Genomic DNA, 20,973 nt, shown 5'->3' on the forward strand with positions numbered 1-20,973 from the left:
GTGGAAACAGACGGCGTCGCCCAATTCACTCTTGCGCAGGGATCACGAATCAGCCCTTGAAATCCGCATTCGCATAAGCCGCCAATTTGCCCTGGATGAAGTCCAGGAAGCATTGAATCCGTAGGGCAAGTTGCGAGTTGCGGTAGTACACCGCGTTGATCGGCTGGCGATAGCCGCTGTTGAAATCCGCCAGCAGCACCTGCAAACGTCCGGCGCGGATGTCATCAATCGTCATGAAGTGCGACAGGCAGGCGATGCCTTGGCCTTCCAGCGCCAAGTGCCTGATCGTCTCGCCGCTGGAGGCGCTGATCGACGCCTGAATCGGCCAACGATCACCGTGCACGTAACGCAGCGGCCATTGGTTGAGGCCTTCGTTGTGGGTAAAACCCAGCAACGTATGCCCGGACAAATCCGCCACTTCAGCCGGTACACCGTGTTTTTCAAGATAGGCCGGGCTGGCGACGATGTGCAGCGGACTGCAGCCCAGCGATCGAGCGTGCAGGGTCGAATCGGCGAGCGTGCCGATGCGGATGGCGATGTCGGTGCTTTGCTCGAGCAAGTCGATGATCAGATCGTTGCTGTTGAGCTCCAGCTGGATGTCCGGATAGAGCCGGCGGAACTCGTCGATGTACGGCACGATGGCGTGCAGCATGAACGGTGACGCGGCATTGATCCGCAGGCGCCCGGACGGGGTTTGCTGACGCGAGGTCAGACGCTCTTCAAGCTCGTCCATCTGATCGAGAATCAGCTTGGCGTGCTCGAAAAAATACTTGCCCTCTTCGGTCAGGTCCATGCGTCGCGTGGTGCGGTTGATCAGCGTGGTATCGAGTTTCGCCTCCAGCCGCGACAGCGTACGGCTGACCGCCGAAGGCGTTTGCCCGACCTGTTCGGCCGCAGCGGAAATCGACCCGCATTCAATCACGCAGACGAAAATCTGCAATTCATCGGATCTGGCTTTCACGGATGCCCCTCATTCAAAACTGGCTTGATAGTAGCTGGATGTGGGGCAAAAGGAACCTTACGCCGGCAGGCCGAACACCTCGGTCAAATGCTGCTCATAGCGCGCCACATCGGCTTCGATATTGGGGCGCTTCATCACATCAACGCACAGGAACGTTGGCAAACCGGTCATGCCGAGGAAGGTGTTGGCCTTGTGGAACGGGAAGTACACCGCGTCCACGCCCTTGGCTTCGAAGAAGTCGGTTGGATCGTCGAAGGCTTGCTGCGGCGCGTTCCAAGTAAGGGACAACATGTATTGCTTGCCCTGCAACAGACCACCGCTGCCGTACTTTTGCGACGCGTCGGAACGGGTGCGACCGTCACTGGCGTACAGGCTGCCATGGCCTTCGGTGAAGACTTCGTCGATGTACTTCTTGACGGTCCAGGGCGCGCCCATCCACCAACCGGGCATCTGATAAATGATCACGTCGGCCCAAAGGAATTTGGCAACTTCCTCGGCGAGGTCGTAACCCTCGTCGATGAAAGTGGCTTTCACGTCGACGCCGCCGCGATCCAGCACGCTCAGCGCGGCTTCATGCAGGGTGGCGTTGTAACGGCCATCGGAGTGGGCAAATTTTTTGCCGCCATTGAGCAACAGGACTTTTTTCATGGGAAGTCTCGGAAGGTTGGAATTCGATGACGGCAGAGTAGAGATCTGCCTCGCGCTGAATAAGCGCTGAATTCACAAAATTCATTTGACCAATACGCACGAATCGACAGCCGATTGTTGCCATAAACTTGCGTCGATTCTGAACTTGAGGAGATTTCTGATGAGTGAAATGCAAGGCTTCATCCTGCACGCCAAGACCCGCCCGGAAAAATCCGACGCCTTCGAAGCGTTTTTCAGCGGTTATGTGCAAGCGAGTCGCGCCGAACCCGGTTGCATCGAGTACCACATGCTGCGCGACAAACAGGACCCGACGCTGTTTATCTTCTACGAGATCTGGCAGTCCCAGGCTCACTTGGACGTGCACTCGAACCTGCCGCACATGAAGCAATTCCTCGAGCAACGCGATGAGTACCTGGAACGGGATTTCGATATCCGCGCCATCGACATGCTCAGTCCGCCGTCCGCTACCCGCTGATCAGCAAGTGGCCGCCGAGCACGCCGAGGCCGATAAAGAACACACGCTTGAACAGCACGGCGCTGATCCGCTGGCGCAGCCATTGCCCCAGCAACATGCCGAGCACCGCCGGGATCAGCGCCAGCAACGACGCACTTAACTCGCCACCGCCCAGTGCGCCGCGCCATAACAATCCGCCGGCCAAGGCCAGGGTCGAGACGGTGAACGACAGACCCAGCGCCTGCACCAGTTCATCCTTGTTCAAGCCCAAGGCTTGCAGATAAGGCACGGCCGGAATCACGAAGACGCCGGTGGCCGAGGTGATGACGCCCGTCAACAGACCGCCAAGCGGACCGAGCCAACGCTCGGTGTGACGGCCGACACGCAAGGTCGGCAGACACAACCCGCTCAACGCGTAGAGCAACAGCGCAGCGCCCAATCCCCGCACGACCCAATGACCACCGGCCATGCCGATCCACAACGTGCCCGCCCCGGTGCCGATGAATATCGCCAGCAACATCGGCCACAGGCGTTTGATTAACCCTCGCAGATGCCCGCCGAATGCCAGTTGCCAGACATTGGTGAGCGTTGCGGGGATGATCAGCAGCGCGGCAGCCTGCGACGGCGCCATAGCCAGACCGAGCAAACCCATCGCGATGGTCGGCAGACCGAGGCCGATCACACCCTTGATCATGCCGGCCAGCAAAAAGGTGGCAATGACCATCAAGGAAAGGGCCAGACCGAGGTTTTGATAGAACGCGGCGAGAGTATTCATGGCGCTATCGTGAGCCTGGATTGGCTGCTTGAAAATCTGCCATATACTGAGGCAGCCTCTTGCTCAGCAAGAGGCATGATCGTTCCCACGCTCTGCGTGGGAATGCAGCCCGTGACGCTTCGCGTCGCATGCCAAAGCGGACGCAGAGCGTCCAGTGAGGCATTCCCACGCAGGAGCGTGGGAACGATCTTTGGGACTGACGATGCACTTCAACCTGACCGATCTGCGCCTCTACCTGAACATCCTCGACAGCGGCAACATCACCGCCGGCGCGGCTCGCAGTCATCTGTCCCTGGCGGCGGCGAGTGCGCGTATCCGCGCCATGGAGGCATCGTTGGGGATCGAATTTCTGCAGCGAGGTCGCCGCGGTGTCAGCCCGACCCCGGCCGGCAAGGCCCTGGCGCAACACGCCCGTGTCCTCCTGCAACAAGCCGAACGCCTGCAGCAGGATCTGGCGGAATACGCCAACGGCGTCAAAGGTCAGGTGCGGTTGTTGTGCAACACCACGGCAATCACCGAGTACCTGCCGGAGTTGCTTGCGGATTTTCTTCGCGACCACCCCAACCTCGACATCGATCTGCAAGAACTGCCCAGTGCACGCATTACTCACGCCTTGCGCCAAGGTGCCGCAGACCTGGGCATCGTCTCCGACGCCGTAGACACCGATGACCTGCAAACCCGCCCGTTTCGCGACGATCCGCTGGTGCTGATAATGCCCCGCGATCATCCCTTGGCACCCGCAAGTGTCGTGAGCTTCAGCGACACCTTGCACCACGACTATGTCGGCCTGAACGCCAACAGCGCGTTGGCGGTGTACCTGGAAGAACAGGCGCTGCACACCGGGTCACGCATGCAAATCCGCATCCGCGCCGACGGTTTCGATGGCGTGATGCGCATGGTCGCTCGGGGGGCCGGGTTGGCGATCGTCCCGCTTGCGGCGGTTGAGCGCTGGCGCGACGAACAATCTTTCAAAAGTCTCGCCCTGCAAGAACCTTGGGCTCAACGCAAACTCCTGCTCTGTGCGCGGGACTTTGAGACGCTGCCCGGCTATGCGAAGGCCTTGCTGCACGCCTTGACTCTCCCCTGAGGGGCAGACTTTACCCTTGAGTTTTCATATTCAAGGACAGAGACGATGGGCAAGCGAATTCTGGTGATTCTGGGTCATCCGGCGAGCAACAGTTTCTGCGGCGCGCTCGCCGAGCGTTACGCCGAGTCGGCGGTGCGTGCCGGGCATGAGGTGCGCCAGTTGTTTCTGGGCGCAATGGATTTTGACCCGGTGCTGCGTGAAGGTTATCAACAGGTCCAGCCGCTTGAAGCCGATTTGCGTCAGGCACAGACCGACATCCTATGGGCCGAGCACCTGACGCTGGTTTATCCGATCTGGTGGGGCGGAATTCCGGCGTTGCTCAAGGGCTTTTTCGATCGAGTGTTCCTGCCGGGTTTCGCTTTCAAATACCGCGAAGGCAAAGCCTTTCCCGACAAACTGCTGCACGGTCGCAGCGCCCATTTGCTGGTGACCATGGACACGCCCCCCTGGTATTACCGCTGGATCTATCGCATGCCTGGACTGCATCAGGTACGCAAAACCACGCTCGCATTCTGCGGCATCGAGCCACGACGCACGCTCACGTTCGGCCCGATTCTCGGTTCCAGCGCTGACCAGCGTGAAACCTGGTTGCTGCAGGCCCAGGCTATCGCCAGCCGCTGAGTCTGCCGATAATGCACCGGGCTACCACGGCGAATAGGGACTTTCCATGTACATCGGCCAAGCCGCGCAACGCTCCGGAACCACGATCAAGAGCATCCGCCATTACGAGTCGATCGGCCTGCTGCCTGCCGCTCAGCGGCTGGGTAAATACCGCGTCTACGACCAGCAAAGCGTTGACCTGCTGATCTTCATCAAATGCGCGCAACAGCTGGGTTTCAGGCTCAAGGAATTGCAGTCGATCTTCGCCGGACACCAAGGGCCACAAATGCCGTGGGAACTGGCCCATCAGGTCATCGCTGCCAAGAAGCAGGAAATCAGCGAGCGGATCGCTGCGCTGTCGCAGCAGCAATCGCAATTGGTCGAGTTCGAAGCCAGCCTCGAACAGAGCCGGTTCGATTGCCCGCTGAACAATCTTTGAGCGCAATGCGCGTTTCTGGACAGCTCAATGTCGAGTACAGACAACTGAGCGGCAGACGGGCGCTATAGGGTGCGACTTCAGTTCTCTAGTCCACTGCCCCGGAGTCCACATGACCGCACCTATTACCGTTCTTCGCGATACCCATCCACTGCCGGTGCTCGACGCCTGCAAATGGGAAAAACTCGAAGGCGACCCGCACACCGTCAACCTCAACGCCTACACCAGCGAAGACGGCAGCAAGATCATGGGCACCTGGATCTGCACGCCGGGCAAATGGTATGTGGAATACGTGAAGTGGGAATACTGCGATTTCCGCGAGGGGTACTGCATCATCACCCCAGAAGGAAAAGAGCCGATCCATCTGCGCGCCGGTGATATTTTCGTCATCGAGCCGGGCATGAAAGGCACGTGGGAAGTGGTTGAAACCGTGCGCAAGTATTTCGTGTTTGCCTGATGCAAAAAAACCGGGAGATCACCCGACGTGATCTCCCGGTAAATGTCGATAGGAACAATGCTGCCCCTGTGGGAGCCAGCTTTTGTGGTGAGGGGGTTTACCCCCGTTCGGCGGCGAAGCCGTCGTAAAACCTGCCTACACGGTATGCCTGAGGGAATGCGGGGGAGCGCTACGCACTCCAACGGGGGCAAGCCCCCTCGCCACAATCCCGGAAAACTCCTTATTGCGGTTTGCGATAGCTGTTGATGATCGCCGAGAAGTCCTTGCCACCTTCCCCACGCTGGCTCATCGCCTGATACAACTGCTGGGCCACCGCGCCGAGCATCACCGGTTGGTGCGCCTGACGTGCTGCCTCAGTAGCTAGCCCCAGATCCTTGAGCATCAACTCGGCACCGAAACCGCCGGTATAACCGCGCGAGGCCGGCGCCGTTTCGACGATGCCCGGCCACGGGTTGTACATTTCCGAACTCCAGCAACGCCCTGTGGAACTGTTGATGATCCCGGCCAGCACCGTGGTGTCGATGCCGAGCGCATCACCGAGCGCCATCGCTTCGCTGACACCGACCATCGAGATCGCCAGCAGCAGGTTGTTGCAGATTTTGGCGATTTGCCCGGTGCCGACTTCGCCGCAATGAACGATGTTGCGGCCCATCTGCGCCAGCACTGGTTGCAGGGTGGCGAACAGCTCAGGGGTGGCGCCGACCATAAACGTCAGGGTCCCGGCTGCCGCACCACCGGTACCGCCCGACACCGGTGCATCCGCCATGGCCACGCCTTGCTTGGCCGCCGCCGCGGCAACATCACGCGCCGTCTGCGGATCGATGGTGCTGCAATCGACTGCCGGCACGCCCTTGGCGATACCCGCCAGCACGCCGTCTTCACCCAGCCACACGCTGCGCACATGCACCGCGGCGGGCAGCATGGTGATTACCAGTTCTGCGCCTTGAGCCGCTTCACGCGCCGAAGCGCTGATGCTGCCGCCCAGTTGCTCAAGCTCCGCCAGGACGGTTTTGTTCAGGTCGACCAGGTTCAACGAATGGCCGGCCTTGATCAGGTTGCGCGCCATCGGCGCGCCCATGTTGCCGAGACCGATAAAAGCGATTTTCATGACCGGCTCCTTAACGCAAGTTAATGGTGGTGTTCACACCGTCGTTGACGCTGTTGTCATCGAACCAGCGACTGGTGACAGTCTTGGTCTGAGTGTAGAACTGCACCACTTGCTTGCCATACGGACCGAGGTCGCCGAGTTTGGACCCGCGCGAACCGGTGAAACTGAAGAACGGGACCGGCACCGGAATCGGGATGTTGATGCCGACCTGGCCGACGTCGATTTCCGTCTGGAATTTACGCGCCGCCGCACCGCTTTGGGTGAACAGGCCAGTGCCGTTGCCGAACGGGTTGGCGTTGACCAGTGCGATGGCCTCATCGAGGGTATCGACTTCCAGCACCACCAGCACCGGACCGAAGATTTCCTGGGTGTAGATCTGCATCTCCGGGGTGACGCCGGAGAACAGGGTCGGGCCGACAAAGTTGCCCTTCTCGAAACCAGGAACCGTGATATCGCGACCGTCCAGCTCCAGCTTGGCGCCTTCCTTGATGCCGCTCTCGATCAGATCCAGAATCCGCGCCTTGGCCTTTTTGGAAATCACCGGACCGACGTCAGTGCCCGGCTCGCTGCCGGCATTCACTTTGAGTTTCTGCGCCAGCACCTTCAGGTCAGGCAGCCATTGTTTGGCCGCGCCCACCAGCACCACCACGGAGGTGGCCATGCAGCGTTGCCCGGCCGCACCGAAACCGGCACCGACCAGCGCATTCAGCGCTTGTTCGCGGTTGGCATCGGGCAGTACAACGGCGTGGTTCTTCGCGCCCATCATCGATTGCACACGCTTGCCGTGCTTACCGGCCAAGTCGTAGACGTGCGTGCCGACGGCGGTCGAACCGACGAAGGAAACAGCCTTGATGTCCTTGTGGGTGCAGAGCGCGTCCACCACGTCTTTACCGCCATGAACGACGTTGAGCACGCCCGCCGGAACACCGGCCTCGATCGCCAGTTCCACCAGCAGCATGGTCGACATCGGGTCCTGTTCGGACGGCTTGAGCACAAAGGTGTTGCCGCAGGCGATGGCCATCGGGAACATCCACAGCGGAATCATCGCCGGGAAGTTGAACGGCGTGATGCCGGCGCAAACGCCGATTGGCTGACGCAGGGTGTAGGTATCGACGCCGCCCGCAACGTTCTCGGCGAACTCGCCCATTTGCAGGCTGCCGATGGAGCAGGCGTGCTCGACCACTTCCAGGCCGCGGAAGATATCGCCTTCAGCGTCGGCGATGGTTTTGCCTTGCTCGTTGCTGAGCACCACGGCGATGCGCTTGGAGTGTTCGCGAATCAACGCCTGGAGCTTGAGCATGATGCGCATCCGCGCGCCGATCGGCGTCAGCTTCCAGGTCTGGAAGGCGCGATGGGCAGCACTGATCGCAGCGTCGACTTCCTGCGCGGTCGCGAATGGTACTTTCGCCAGCACTTGCTGGGTCGCCGGGTTGACGATGTCGTGCCACTCGGTAGTCTGGGACTCGACCCACTCGCCGTCGATCAACAGCTTTACCGTTTGGACAGTGGTTTCGTTTGGCGTGAGCGAAGCGTTCATGTTGGGTCTCCGGAAGTTGTTCTTATTTAGAGAGCTATCTGTATAGCCAAGGCGAGACTGTCGCCTTGAAACGAGACGTGTGTCGCGAGTTGGTTCTCGGACTGTTTTTGGAGTATAGATGTGCAAACTTCTAATAAGAACGCACATAAAAGCCGGTCCATCATGCAAAAAAACATCACGTCTCTAGGCTCGTTGAACTGGGATGACCTCAAGTTTTTCCTTGAAGTCGCCCGCACCCGCAAGGCCAGCACCGCAGCCAAGCGCCTGGCGGTCGACTACACCACGGTGTCGCGGCGCATCAGCTCGCTGGAAGCGGCGTTGGGCACGTTGCTGTTCGAGAAATCCCGGACCAGCGGTTTTGTCCTGACTGCCGAAGGCCAGCGGTTGCTCGGTTATGCCGAGTCGATCGAAAGCACGCTGCACATGGCCTGTGAACAGGTTTCGGGGTCTGGCGTTGCGTTGTCCGGGCATGTGCGCATGGGCTGCACCGAAGGCTTTGGCAGCTTTTTCATCACTCCACAGCTGAGCCATTTCGTCGACGCCTACCCGGCAATCTCCGTGGACATCCTGCCGCTGCCGCACTTCATCAGCCTGTCCAAGCGCGAGGCCGACATCGTCATCGCCCTGGAGCGCCCGGAGCATGGGCCATACGTGTGCTGCAAACTCTGCGACTACAAATTGCAGCTCTACGCGACGCAGGATTATCTGGACAAGCACCCACCGATCCGCCGCCCGGCTGACTTGGGTAAACATTCATTCATCAGTTACGTCGACGATCTGGCGTTCAGCTCGGAGCTGTTGTACCTGGCGAATGTGTTGCCCGGCGCCAGTGCCAACCTGCGCAGCACCAGTGTGATTGCGCAATTCGTGGCCGCGCAGCAAGGGCGGTCGCTGGCGATTCTGCCGTGCTTCCTGGCCGCCCAGGATCCGCGATTGCTGCCGGTGTTGCCGAAGGAGATCAACATCACTCGACAGTTCTGGATGTACTGCCGCGAGGACCTGCGCAAGCTCAAGCGGATCACCCTGTTGTGGGATTACATCCGCGAGGTGACGGAGCGCAATCAGGGTCTGTTGATGGGTGAAAGTCGCGAGACCCTGTTCGCCGATTAGTCGGCGCTCACCACGATCGACACCCGGCGGTTCTCGGTACGGCCCGCCGGTGTGTTGTTGGAAGCAACCGGTTCACTGCTGCCGAGGCCGCGCAGCAGGATGTTTTGTTCCTTCATCCCGACAACGGTCAGCACCTTGCCGACGCTTTTTGCGCGGCGCAACGAGAGCTGCTCGTTGTAAGACTCTTTGCCCGAGGCGTCGGTGTGACCGTCGACCCGCACTCGTTCTATTTCAACCCCCAGCAATGCCTTGCCGATACGCTCGACGATGTCGGTGCTGGCTGGGTTGAGGCTGTCGTCGTCACTGCCAAACAGCACTTTGCCGGACAAGCCAAAGGCCCAGCCCTCATCGGTCAATTCGAAGCCTTGCTGCTTGAGCACAGCGATCTGCGCCGGAGTCAGGCCTTTTTGCGGCGCCGTCTGGCAACCGCTCAATGTCAGCAAAGCCATCAATAAGGTGAAGGTGAAAAATCGCAGGGAACGCCGGGTCAGTGAGAACACAAAAATTAGCTCCTGGTTTGAACATCGGCGACAGAGTGCTCCGACCCTGCCGTGTGCTGTGCGCCTCGGGAAAGACGCTTGGCTTGGTACATGGCCGCGTCGGCGGCGTTAAGCAAAGCACCGGGTGTGGTCCCATGGTCGGGGTACACGGCGATGCCGATGCTGAGTGAAGTCAACACCTGGGTATCGCCCGGCAACGGGATCGGTGCTTCCATGCTGGTGATTATTTTGTCGGCAATCCACTCGGCATCCTCGATCCGGTGCAGCGGCGTCAGCAGGACGGCAAATTCGTCACCGCCCAGGCGTGCCACCAGATCCCCTTCGCGCAGTTGCGCTCGAACCCGATTGGCCACGGCCACCAACACCGCATCGCCAGCGGCATGACCGAAGCCATCATTGATCTCCTTGAACCGATCACTGTCGAGAAACAGCACCGCCACTTGCTCGTTGAGTTTGTTGGCATTACGCAGCGCTCGAATCAGCCGTCCTTCGAAAAACGCCCGATTCGGCAACCCGGTGAGGCTGTCATGGCTGGCCTGGTGGGCCAGGGTTTCGTTTTCGCTTCGCAGGTGGGTCTGCCAGGATTCAAGCTCATCGAGCAAGGCATTGAAGTCATTGCCCAGGTTGTCGAGTTCGGCGATGGCGGCGGGAGGCACACGCTGATCGAAGGCTCGCTCGCTGCGGGCGGCGTGAGCCACGAACGCCAGGCTGCGCAATGGCCCCGTGATTGCGCGAAGTTGTCGGCGCGCCAGATAGAGCGCCACCCAGGCACTGACGGCGGTACACAAAACGATGCCGAGCAGACCGCTGAGCAAAAACCGCAACAGGCTGCCCCCGTGACCGGTGAGCTGGATGCTGCCGATTTCCAGACCTTGATGGACGATTGGCATGCTGATCGGTTTTTCCAGCAACGCCTTGGCAATCTGCATTTCGAGATCCGAGAAGAAGCCCGTTTCCGGCCGCTCCCAGCGAGCCAGCAACGTGCCTTGCTCGTCCAGCACTTGGGCATCGGCCACTTCTTCGGTGGACGCAATCAATGCCAGCGCTTCGCTAGCGGCAGACTTGTCGTTGAACACCACCGCCGCTTCCACGGTGTAATTGATCGAGCGCGCAATCAGGTGCAAGTTGTGGTCGGCATAGACCCGCAAGGCCAGTACGCCGAGCAACGTCAGCGAGATACTGGCCATGGCCACGGCCACGAGTGCGACGATCAAATGTCCGCGCCCGATGACCGAGCGCAAGGTTGGGCGGTTACCCGGCTTGAAAAGACTCATGGCGCCGCCGGCTTGCGGCGGGACAGTTGCAGCACACTGGGGTGAATACGCACGCCGCTTCGGGCGACGGAATCCAGGTTGACTTCAAAGGACACTTGCTCATCGCTGACCCGCAGGCAAAACAGACTGCCGACGGTACAGGGGTCGTCGCGTTCGCTGATGCTCAGCACCGGACGCCCTGCCAGCGAAGCGAATAGCCGGCTACGTTCATCACTGGTCAGTTTGCCGATATACACCGCATCGCACTCACCGGTAATCGACGGGTTGTCGGCCAACAGACGTCGCACCGTGACGGGGCGACCGGTGGCCTGGGTCGTGCCTTTGACCAGATCGTCGGTGTATTCGGTGGGGCCCACAATGCACAAGCGCAGTTGTGCTGGCTCAACAGGCCAGCGGGCATAACTGAGAATCCCGAGGACCACCTGAGTGACGGATTGTGCGCGCTGATCGGCCATGCTCACAGGCGTTTGCGACTGAGCGAAAACGATGCCGGTGAACAAACAGAGAAGGCCGGCGAACAGCACGTGTTTGCACCTGGTAACGCGCTGTGTCGTCCAGACAGCGACCTTCATGCAGGGATTCTCTTCGATCGTAGCGAAATGATGCCGCAACGATAGCACAGCGTTCAAACGCCAGCGAGGCGGCGTCCTACGGCACTTCAGTCAGTTTCCGGCGCCTGACGCCGTCCCTTTCAATCCCTTGATTCGACACCCTCATCCAGTTCCAGCATCAACCCGCTCAAGCGTTTGACCTTGCGCCTCACCGCCTCTTCGAATACGCCGGTACGCGGCTCGATCAGGGTGAACCAGTTTTTGGCGCGGGTAATCCCGGTATAGATCAATTCCTTGGTAAGCACAGGGTTCAGGGCATCCGGCAGAATCAACGCGGTGTGGGCAAATTCCGAGCCCTGGGATTTATGCACTGTCATGGCGTACACAGTTTCCACATCATTGAGCCGGCTCGGCAGTACAAAACGTACGCCACCCTGACCATCATTACGCGGGAACGCCACACGCAGTACCTGTTTCCCAACCTCTGGCCCCTCGCGTTCCGGCAGCTTGAGGGCAATGCCGATGTCGCCATTCATCAAACCCAGGCCATAGTCATTGCGGGTCATCAGCACCGGTCGACCTTCGTACCACTGCTGGTCGCTGTCGATCAGCCGGGCCTTTAGCAGCGCGGCGGTCACGCGTTGATTCAAACCTTCAACGCCCCACGGCCCTTTGCGTACGGCGCACAACAACTGGAAGGTGTCGAAGGCTTGCAGGACTTGGCGAGCCCAATCGGTCCAGCAGGGATCATCAAGCGTGCTGTCGAGCGGTGGCCGCAGGCTGCGTAACAGACTCAGGTAATGCCGATAACCCTGCGGTCCATCGCCATGCCCCTCAAGCAGCAAGCGTTCCAGCGCCCGGTCCTGCTCCCCCTTGAGGGGCAGGGAAAACACGTCGTCATGGCTTCGCGCTGCCAACAACTTGCGAGCTTCCTCGGGTTGCTGCTGGTTGACCCAACGAGCCAATTGGCCGATGCCGCTGCCCTCGCCGAACCGACGCGAATGACGCAGCATCACAACTTGCTGGGCCAGCGGATGAGTGCCCTGGGTGTCTTCCCGCAAACCGCTGGCATCCAGGCTTTCACCACTGACCGCTTGCAGCCACCGGCGAGTCTGCGGGCTGTACCAACCGGCCTCGGCGTCGCGGCACAGGTCGCCCAGCACCGCGCCGGCCTCCACCGATGCCAGTTGATCCTTGTCACCGAGCAGCACCAGACGGGCATGAGCCGGCAACGCATCGAGCAGGTTGGCCATCATTTCCAGATCGATCATCGAGGCTTCGTCCACCACCAGCACATCCAGCGGCAAGCGATTACCGGCGTGGTGACGGAAGTGTCGAGTACCGGGGCGACTGCCGAGCAGACGGTGCACAGTGGTGACATCTGACGGGATCTTCACGCGTACGGCTTCATCGACTTCCAGTGTTCTGACCTGCTGACTGATGGACTCCGTCAGTCGGGCTGCAGCCTTGCCGGTGGGTGCCGCGAGACGGATGCGCAGCGGCTTGCCCGCCTCCACCGCCGGCGCCTGGAGCAACGCGAGCAAACGCACGACCGTCGTCGTCTTTCCGGTCCCCGGGCCACCGGTAACGATGCTGAAAGCGCTGCGGGTGGCGAGGGCGCAAGCGAGCTTCTGCCAGTCAATCACTTCCCCGGGCCTGGCTGGGCCGAACAAGCTGGTGAGGCGTTGGGGCAAATCATCCGGTGTGGTTTCGTGTTCGACCAGGCGTTGACGCAGCGACGTATCGATACGCCGTTCGTAAGCCCAGTAGCGACGCAAGTACAGGCGTTTGCCCGACAACACCAATGGCCGATGTTGCGCCGCCTCACGACCATCGACCGCCAATGCGACCAGGCTGCTGGAAGCCAGGACCTTGCACCAATGGGCACCGTCCAGCGCCTCAAGCAATTGCGACGGCAACAACATTGCGCCACTTTGCACATCACCTTCCGGTGGTAGCGACAGGGCGAAGTCCGGTTCCTTGAGCGTCTCGAACAGATCCAGGCACACATGACCGTGGCCCAGTTGATGGCTGGCCAACGCCGCGGCCAGCAGCACCAGTGGATCATCGCAGGGAGCGAGCTCGTGAAGAAAAGCGACGAAGGCTTTATCCAGCGCCCGCAGCCAGCCGCGCTCAACCCAGCGCGTCAGCAGTAGCAGCAAGTCATCGGCGCGACTCAACGGCGCCAGATCCACGAGGCTTTCGGCTGTCAACGAAGTCGGCAGCAAATCAGCGAAGGTGCGACTCATAGCAAAACTCCCTGTTCCCAGGCGGGTTCGGCCTTGGGTTCTGGCTTGCCCTGGAACAGCCGGTCGAGACGTTCGATCAACTCTTTTGGTGGACGGGCAAAATACACGCCTTGGCTGGGCGCGCGCGTACCACGCAGGAACAGGTACAACGCACCGCCGACATGCCGGTCGTAATCGTAATCGGCTAGTCGCGCCTTGAGCTGGCGATGCAGGGCCAACAGGTACAGCACGTATTGCAGGTCGTAACGGTTGTCGAGAATCGACTGCTCCATGGCCTGCTCGGTATAGGCCGCGTCATCGACGCCCAGCCAGTTGGATTTGTAGTCGGCGACGTAGTAGCGGCCGTCGTGTTCGAACGTCAGGTCGATGAAGCCCTTGAACATGCCATTGAGCAACACCGGCTCGGCAGCCACCCGGGCCACGCCGTTGTGGGTGTATTGGCGCACCAGTTCATCGAGCTTGAGCACATCGACCTTATGGCTGGCGAACCAGAATTCCATCTCGACGCGGTAGTGGGTCAATTGCTCGAATACCACGGGAGCCTGCCCACCACCGATATGCAGCGGAGAGGTAAGCAGATGCTGCAGCCAATCGCTCAGGGCGGTTATCCAGCCTTCCCAGCCACGTCGATTGCAACGACGGGCAATGGCGTCTTCCACCGCTTTTGGCGTGGCGGTAAAACCTTCGTCACCGGCCCATTCGAGCAAACCATGGAGAAAGGTGCCGGGGTTCGGGCCGCGAGGGAATCGATGGATATCCGCGCCGCCGGCCACTACTTCGCGTGGTGCTTGCGGATCGAGGCGTTCGTCGTCGAAGAGCTTTTGCGCTTGCGGGCTTTCCGGCGCTTCATCAGTGCCCACGCTCATGCTGTCGCCAATGCGCAGGGCACTGTAAGAGGCAATCCACCAGTTTTCGCTGGCCTTGCGCTTGGGTATCAGCGGAGCAAGCAACGTCGCATCGTTGCGAGGTGGATGGTAGTGCTCGACGGTCGCTTCAGGCATTTCACCGTAGCTCAGCGCAGGACAGTCCTGCTGCAGGTCTTCCAGCCACCGCTTCAAGCCTGCCGACTCGGCCAGTGGCACTCCGCCGCCCAGCAGATAACCCAATGCCGACAGGTGCAGCACCGAGCTGTTGTTATTGCCGCGCTTGAGATCCGTCACTCCGAGCCAGCAGGCGTGTTGCGCCCGGGTCAAGGCCACGTAAAGCAAGCGCAGATCCTCGGCCAGTCGCTCATCATCCGCCTGAACAATCAACTCGGCCGTCGGCTTCAAGGTCACTTGGGCCTTGCCGGTGGCGTCGTGGTAATGCAGCGGCAGACGACTGCCATCCACTGGCTTCGCCGAGCAAACGAATGGCAGGAACACCAAGGGATACTCAAGCCCCTTGGACTTGTGAATGGTCACGACCTTGACCAGTTGTTCGTCACTCTCCAGACGCAGGATCTGCTCTTCGCCGGCCTGACCGGACAACGCCAGGTGCTCGGACAAATGACGGATCAGCGCTTGCTCACCATCGAGCTCGGCGGCCGCCTGTTGCAGCAACTCGGACAGGTGCAGCAAATTGGTCAGCACCCGCTCGCCGTCACTGCGCAGAATCAATGTCTGAGGCAGCTGAAAGTCATGCAGCAATCGCCGCAGCATCGGCAACACGCCCTGCTTGCGCCAGAGCTCGCGATAATGACGGAACTGCATGACCCGCGCTTCCCAGGCCAGTTCGTCCTGATTCAGCCGTTCCAGCTCAGCCAGCGACAGGTTCAGCGTGATGCAGGCCAACGCGGCCCGCAGTGGACGCTCGACATCCGGCTCGGCACAAGCCTTGAGCCAGGTCAGTACGTCGTGGGCCTCTTGGGCAGCGAACACCGAGTCCTTGTCCGACAGATAGACGCTGCGCACGCCACGGGCGGAGAGTTCGCCGCGCACAGCCTGAGCTTCTTTACCGTCGCGGACCAGGATCGCGATATCCGCGGGTAGCAGCCCTCTGAAGTCCTTGCCATCCTGGATGAAACCCGCGCGACCTTGTTGCCCGCCGTTGAGCAAAGCGGTGATTTCACTGGCGCAGGCGGCGGCGAGTTGTTGTCGGTACACCGCGCCGGACAGCGGCTGATCGGCGGACAGGTGCCAGATGTTCAGCGCGGGCACGACCTGGCTGTCGATATGCAAAACTTCTTTGCGACCTTGGGATTCGACGGGCAGGAACGGTACCGGGTTCTCGCCATTCTTTTCACGAAACAGGAAGGCGCCCCGGCCGGTCTCGCGAGATTCGGCGCGCTCGAACACATGGTTCACCGCACGGACCATGCCATGGCTGGAACGGAAATTCGTACCCAGAGTATGCAGTCGGCCAGTGGTTGCCTGGCGGGCGCGCAGGTAAGTGTAGATGTCGGCACCGCGGAACGCGTAGATAGCTTGCTTGGGGTCGCCGATCAGGAACAGGCCGCATTCGGGATTGTTGTCTTCGATGCGATAGATGCTCTCGAAGATCCGGTACTGCACAGGGTCGGTGTCCTGGAACTCATCGATAAGCGCCACTGGAAACTGCTCGCGAATCAGGGTCGCCAGCCGCTCGCCGCCATCGGATTGCAATGCTGCATCGAGGCGAAGCAGCATGTCATCGAAGCCCATCTCCGCACGGCGACGCTTTTCTTCCTCGAACCGTGTACCGACCCACTGGGCGGCGTGTTGCAGCACGGCGGCATCAGGTGTCGGCAATCCATCGAGGCAGGTCTTGAGGCCGGGCATGGCGTCCAGCCCGGGATGACGGGGTACTTCACCCTTCCAGGCTTCGGCCATACCGTCGGGAGTAAGGCGCGTGAATCCGGTGCCGATATCCAGCTGCTCAAGGGATTCGTCTTCAGCCCAGGCCCTGATCTTTTCGAACCAGGGTTCGAAATAGCGCGCCTGCATCTTGCGACCGTCGACGCTCTTGCTCGCGACACCCTGGTGACAAATGGCAAGCAGTTCGTCCGCCCACTGGCGCCAGGGCATCTTGAGTTCGAGCAAGGCTGCCCGTCGCTCTTGCAGACACGCCGTGATCAGCTCGGCAGGTTCTTTACCTTCAACACTGTCTCGCTCACTGGCGAACAAACCACGTACTCGAGGCAGCAAGGCTGCCGGACCACCCCAATTCCCACGCACCCAGTTCAGCGCATCACCTTGCATCGGGTAACAAAACAGACGCCAGTAATCGCGCAGGACTTCGCCCAGCAAATCGCTGTGATCGGTTTCCAGGGTCTGTGTAAACAGACTGCCACTGTCGAACGCGTGCTCGCGCAACATGCGCTGGCACCAACTGTGGATAGTCGAAACTGCCGCCTCGTCCATCCACTGCGCAGCGATGTCCAAGCGGTTCGCGCATCCGGACCACTGCTCGGGAAGGTACTCCTCACGAAGCTCCGCGATAAGGCTGTCGGGCGCCGGTGTTTCATCACGGAAAAACCGTGCAGCTTCAGCGAGACGCGTGCGGATACGCTCGCGCAGTTCTTTGGTCGCGGCATCGGTGAACGTCACAACCAGGATTTGCGGCGGCAACAGTTCACGTCCGAAGCCGCTCGACTCTGCGCCGTGGCCAAGGACCAGACGCAGATAAAGCGCGGAAATGGTGAAGGTCTTGCCGGTCCCGGCGCTCGCTTCGATCAATTGGCTGCCGCGCAGGGGAAATGCCAAGGCCAGAGGTTTTGTGGTCATGCGCGCGGCTCCTCGCTGTTCAATGAACGCCAAGGCGCTTCAAGCAACGGCCGGTACAACGCGTTGCACCAATCCGGGAACGTTTCGTCTGCGGCAAGCGAGTCGAAGTCGGCGAACTGTCGGGCGAGTGCGGGGCTTTCGCGACGCTCGCCGTCGGTGGTCAGGCCATCGCCTTCATAGGCTTTGCGGGCTGCGGTCTGGGCTTTGACCGGATCAGTTTGACCCAGCCATGCGAAGCCGGTCTTCACCGCAATCGGCAATGGTTGACGCATGCCCGTCTGCCAAGCCATTAACAGGTCGCCCAGAATCCGCAAGGCGGCATCCTCCGGCATCGGACCGAGCAGCAGACTGTCGTCGCTGGCCACCAATGCAGTGGTCATCGCCATACCACTGGCGCAGGCAACCAGGTGATTGACCCATGGCCGTGTCAGCCGATGCCATTTGCGCGACTTGATTGAGCCGATGCTGTTGGGGATTGTAGTGACGGATAGCAAACCACCGTCCGCTCGCTGATGCAGACCGCTGAGCCAGCCTTCCAGGCGCAGCCCCTGCAACTCCAGATTCACTGGCAGAGCGTTGGTCAGAGGTGTTGGCCATAACGCCAAAAGCTGCTGATAACGCTGCAACAGATCCGGCAACGGTTCGATCAACTCTCGCTGTAGGCATTCGCCAAATCCGGCCATAGGCAGGAGCCCACTGTTTTGCAGACGTTTTGCCTGCGCTTCCAGTACCTGGTCGGTGCTTTCCAGATTCCCCAGTGCAGCTTCGAGCAAGCTGTCGCTGAGGCTGTAACGTTGCAACGCGTCGAGTACGAATGGCTCTTCATCAGCCAAGGGCACTTCAGCCGCTTCGAAGTACACTTTCAGCCGTTGACTGAAAAAATGCCGCACAGGATTACGCAGGAAGTCCTGCAGTTGTCCGAGACTTAGCGGCTCCTCCTGAACATACGGATCAAGGACTTCGGTATCAGTCGACGGCTCACCGGTTTGATGCAATACCTGCCATTCATTGGCGTAGCTGAACAAGTCATCGCCTTCATGAAAGTAGCGGGCGCTGAACGGTTGCAACGGATGTTCCTGAGTGATGGCCTCAAGCAAATCTTCGTCGACATCATGCAGTCGCCAACCGCTGGCCAGATGATCGCGCAATTGGCCAATCAGTACCGACGCGGGGCGTTCACTGTTATCGCGAATGCTGCGACCGACCCAGCTGATATAGAGTTGGTCCCGTGCCGACAACAGGGCTTCCAACAGTAGATAGCGATCATCTTCGCGTCGGGAGCGATCGCCAGGGCGGTAATCACTGCCCATGAGATCGAAGTCCAGTGGCGGTTGTGCACGCGGGTAGTCCCCGTCATTCATGCCCAGCAGGCAGACGAGTTTGAACGGGATCGCGCGCATGGGCATCAAGGTACAGAAGTTAACTGCACCGGCCAGGAAACGCTGGGACAGGCGGCCTTGGTCGAGGCCGGCGAGCCAGGCTTCACGGACCACGGTCAATGGCAGCTCATCATGCAAACCAACTGACTCGCAGGTCTCAAGCCAGGTTTCACGCAGCTCTTCGAGTTGGGCCAATACGTAGTCGTCATGTTCGTTACTGGCCAGGAAAAACAACTGAACCAGTGCGTGCAAGCGAAAGCCCCATTGTTTGGGAGCGGCAGGTTGAGAGAGCTCCTGGTGCGCAATCTCCAATGCGTCCAGCAGCGCAACCAAAGGGCCGATGAGCGCGGCGTCCAGACCACCGATCTCGTCGTAGGGTTCGATACCCTCGCAAGCACCGGCACTGCCTACGGCATAACCGAGCAGCATCCGTCGCAGGCCGAAACGCCAACTGTTTTGTTCCAGCTCCTGCGGCAGACCGAGACCCGCGCGCTGTTCGGCATTCATGCCCCAGCGGATGCCTGCGCCTTCGATCCAACGATGCAGTGTCGGCAGATCGCGTTCCTCTACACCGAAGCGAGCGCGCAGTGCAGGAACATCCAGCAGATCGAGGATCTCACTCACGGGGAAACGGCTGTCGGGCAGTTTGAGCAGGTGTTCGATAGCAATCAGTAGCGGGTCACGGCCGCGTTGGCCTTGATCTGCGAGTGTGAAGGGAATGAAACGCGGGTCGTGGCGTTCAAGCTGAGCAAACACCGCTCGAATATGCGGTGCGTAGCTGTCGATGTCCGGGACCATCACAATCACATCGCGAGGCCTTAAGTCCGGATCAGCACTGAAGCGTGCGAGCAACTGGTCGTGGAGGATCTCCACTTCGCGCTGGGCGCTATGGGCAATGTGAAAACGGATCGACTCGTCCTTCGCCGGATCGACAGCTGGCCAGCGCTCGCGAGTCTCGTTCAAGGGACGCAATTCAAGAATGTCGTCCTGCAATTGATTGAGCATGTTCTGTGGCTGGCTGTCGCTGAACAGGTCAATACGGCCATCGCGGAATGCCGAGCGATAGCTGCTGGGATCGTCGTAGCTGTCGAGCAGATTGATATAGTCCCGCCCCTGTTTGCCCCAAGCCGCCAGTAGTGGATGGGCATGCTGGTGAAGGGTTTGCGGGTCGAGCACTACCGGCATTCCGCTCTTGCGAGCCTGACGCTTGTATTGATGCCGCAACAGGTCTTTATCGGCGACGATGTCTGCCCAATGGTGACGACACGGGTTGTGTACGCAGAGCAGAACCTGGCTGAAACGGGCCAGCCCCGCCAGTGCTTCCAGGGCTTGAGCAGGCAGAGAAGAAATCCCGAAAACGATTACCCGCGAAGGCAATCCGCCAGGGGCTACGTCGAGGCTGTTGATGCGCTCGATAAACCGCTGATGGACGCCGGCTCGACTTTGCGCCATGCCTTGTTCACCCACATCCAGCAACAGCGCACGCCACAACTCTGCCTGCCAGCAGTTAGCCGGGGTCAGAGGTTTGGTTTCACCTCTGCCATTTCGTAGTTGATGACGACCTTCGGCCCAGTCTTCAAGCCAATCGGCCCGATACACTTGGTATTGGTCAAACAAATCCGCCAGCCGCTCGGCCAACTGATAGCGTTTGCGTAAATCGGTGTCATGGGTCAGGAAGCGCTGCAGCGGTTCGAAGTGCGGTTGATTGATCAACTGCGGAAGCAGGCGCATCAGACGCCAAGTCAAGGGAGCTTTATCGAGCAGGGATTTGACCGGGATTTCGTCACGCCCAAGCACCATGCGATAGAGCTGCCACATGAAGCTACCCGGTAACTGAACGTCGATGGCTGCGGCGATTCCGCAGCCACCCATGTCGTCGTCTTCAGGGTCTTCCGCCAGTGCCAGCTTCAGCCATTGGGCGATGCCGTTGCTCTGTACCAGGGCAATTTCATTTTCCAAGGGAGCCAGCGGGTAACGCCGCATCCAGCTGACCACCAGGCTGCGCAACTCGTCCAGGCGATTGCCGTGAACCACCATAAAACCAGCACTGAGGGACGTCGCGTCCGGCATAAAGGCTTCCTTGGGAAAATACAAAAGCTAGGGCCGAACCTTAGCATTGTCGGGAGACTGTGACAGCCGGGAGCCGTCCGGGATTGCTGTACGA

General features: G+C 60.1%; 17 protein-coding genes. 6 read left to right on the top strand and 11 right to left on the bottom strand.

The features are described from left to right. Positions 1 to 49 precede the first annotated feature (49 nt). A complete protein-coding gene (locus tag ACQ4OB_RS14955; RefSeq protein WP_074873581.1) occupies positions 50 to 961 on the bottom strand; it encodes a LysR family transcriptional regulator in 912 nt (303 codons plus the stop codon). Between the two features lie 57 nt (positions 962 to 1,018). Then, a complete protein-coding gene (locus tag ACQ4OB_RS14960; protein WP_074873580.1) occupies positions 1,019 to 1,609 on the bottom strand; it encodes an NAD(P)H-dependent oxidoreductase in 591 nt (196 codons plus the stop codon). A gap of 160 nt (positions 1,610 to 1,769) precedes the next feature. Here ACQ4OB_RS14960 and ACQ4OB_RS14965 point away from each other — a divergent pair, with 160 nt between their 5' ends. Continuing rightward, positions 1,770 to 2,084: a putative quinol monooxygenase gene (locus ACQ4OB_RS14965; protein WP_074873578.1), complete on the top strand. Its 315-nt coding sequence runs from the start codon at positions 1,770 to 1,772 to the stop codon at positions 2,082 to 2,084. Here ACQ4OB_RS14965 and ACQ4OB_RS14970 read toward each other — a convergent pair. After that, a complete protein-coding gene (locus ACQ4OB_RS14970) occupies positions 2,074 to 2,838 on the bottom strand; it encodes a sulfite exporter TauE/SafE family protein (RefSeq protein ID WP_102616406.1) in 765 nt (254 codons plus the stop codon). The two genes, ACQ4OB_RS14965 and ACQ4OB_RS14970, sit on opposite strands and share 11 nt — an antisense overlap. 202 nt (positions 2,839 to 3,040) lie before the next feature. Between ACQ4OB_RS14970 and ACQ4OB_RS14975 the strand changes: the two genes are divergently transcribed. The 4 genes from ACQ4OB_RS14975 to ACQ4OB_RS14990 all read left to right on the top strand — a co-directional run bounded on the left by ACQ4OB_RS14975 (position 3,041) and on the right by ACQ4OB_RS14990 (position 5,418). Continuing rightward, positions 3,041 to 3,925, top strand: a complete 885-nt coding sequence (locus ACQ4OB_RS14975) for a LysR substrate-binding domain-containing protein (RefSeq protein ID WP_074873573.1) — start codon at positions 3,041 to 3,043, stop codon at positions 3,923 to 3,925. 45 nt (positions 3,926 to 3,970) lie between these two features. Next, entirely contained in the window at positions 3,971 to 4,546 is a 576-nt protein-coding gene (locus ACQ4OB_RS14980) for an NAD(P)H-dependent oxidoreductase (RefSeq protein ID WP_076028733.1), read from the top strand. 46 nt (positions 4,547 to 4,592) lie between these two features. Next, the gene (locus tag ACQ4OB_RS14985; RefSeq protein ID WP_076028734.1) at positions 4,593 to 4,964 is read left to right on the top strand and encodes a MerR family DNA-binding protein; all 372 of its coding nucleotides are present in this window, start codon (positions 4,593 to 4,595) and stop codon (positions 4,962 to 4,964) included. Positions 4,965 to 5,073: 109 nt separating this feature from the next. Continuing rightward, the gene (locus ACQ4OB_RS14990; RefSeq protein ID WP_007946320.1) at positions 5,074 to 5,418 is read left to right on the top strand and encodes a cupin domain-containing protein; all 345 of its coding nucleotides are present in this window, start codon (positions 5,074 to 5,076) and stop codon (positions 5,416 to 5,418) included. Positions 5,419 to 5,638: 220 nt separating this feature from the next. Here the strand turns inward: ACQ4OB_RS14990 and mmsB are convergent, their stop codons facing one another. Both mmsB and ACQ4OB_RS15000 read right to left on the bottom strand, forming a co-directional pair. Next, positions 5,639 to 6,526 carry a 3-hydroxyisobutyrate dehydrogenase gene (mmsB, locus tag ACQ4OB_RS14995; RefSeq protein ID WP_074873572.1) on the bottom strand — a complete coding sequence of 296 codons (888 nt, stop codon included), beginning with the start codon at positions 6,524 to 6,526 and terminating at the stop codon, positions 5,639 to 5,641. A gap of 10 nt (positions 6,527 to 6,536) precedes the next feature. After that, positions 6,537 to 8,063 (bottom strand): CoA-acylating methylmalonate-semialdehyde dehydrogenase, encoded by a 1,527-nt coding sequence (locus ACQ4OB_RS15000; RefSeq protein WP_102616409.1) that lies wholly within the window; start codon positions 8,061 to 8,063, stop codon positions 6,537 to 6,539. A gap of 162 nt (positions 8,064 to 8,225) precedes the next feature. On the opposite strand from ACQ4OB_RS15000, the gene ACQ4OB_RS15005 reads away from it, so the two are divergent. Next, positions 8,226 to 9,173, top strand: coding sequence for a LysR family transcriptional regulator (locus tag ACQ4OB_RS15005; protein WP_102616410.1), 948 nt, complete (start codon positions 8,226 to 8,228; stop codon positions 9,171 to 9,173). Here ACQ4OB_RS15005 and ACQ4OB_RS15010 read toward each other — a convergent pair. The 6 genes from ACQ4OB_RS15010 to recC all read right to left on the bottom strand — a co-directional run bounded on the left by ACQ4OB_RS15010 (position 9,170) and on the right by recC (position 20,879). Next, positions 9,170 to 9,673 carry an OmpA family protein gene (locus ACQ4OB_RS15010; protein ID WP_074873567.1) on the bottom strand — a complete coding sequence of 168 codons (504 nt, stop codon included), beginning with the start codon at positions 9,671 to 9,673 and terminating at the stop codon, positions 9,170 to 9,172. The two genes, ACQ4OB_RS15005 and ACQ4OB_RS15010, sit on opposite strands and share 4 nt — an antisense overlap. 5 nt (positions 9,674 to 9,678) lie before the next feature. Further along, complete coding sequence (locus tag ACQ4OB_RS15015; protein WP_430955957.1) at positions 9,679 to 10,947, bottom strand: diguanylate cyclase domain-containing protein; 1,269 nt, start codon at positions 10,945 to 10,947, stop codon at positions 9,679 to 9,681. Beyond that, complete coding sequence (locus ACQ4OB_RS15020; protein ID WP_102616413.1) at positions 10,944 to 11,519, bottom strand: YfiR family protein; 576 nt, start codon at positions 11,517 to 11,519, stop codon at positions 10,944 to 10,946. The genes ACQ4OB_RS15015 and ACQ4OB_RS15020 overlap by 4 nt, the downstream gene beginning before the upstream one ends. A 119-nt stretch (positions 11,520 to 11,638) precedes the next feature. Then, entirely contained in the window at positions 11,639 to 13,747 is a 2,109-nt protein-coding gene (recD, locus tag ACQ4OB_RS15025) for an exodeoxyribonuclease V subunit alpha (protein ID WP_074873561.1), read from the bottom strand. Further along, a complete protein-coding gene (gene recB / locus ACQ4OB_RS15030; RefSeq protein ID WP_430955958.1) occupies positions 13,744 to 17,430 on the bottom strand; it encodes an exodeoxyribonuclease V subunit beta in 3,687 nt (1,228 codons plus the stop codon). The genes recD and recB overlap by 4 nt, the downstream gene beginning before the upstream one ends. Beyond that, positions 17,427 to 20,879, bottom strand: coding sequence for an exodeoxyribonuclease V subunit gamma (gene recC, locus ACQ4OB_RS15035; protein ID WP_430955959.1), 3,453 nt, complete (start codon positions 20,877 to 20,879; stop codon positions 17,427 to 17,429). Before recC ends, recB begins: the two co-directional genes overlap by 4 nt. Between the last annotated feature and the right edge of the window lie 94 nt (positions 20,880 to 20,973).

The sequence above is a fragment of the Pseudomonas sp. ES4 genome, from assembly GCF_050586665.1.
Taxonomy (GTDB): Bacteria; Pseudomonadota; Gammaproteobacteria; order Pseudomonadales; family Pseudomonadaceae; genus Aquipseudomonas; species Aquipseudomonas frederiksbergensis.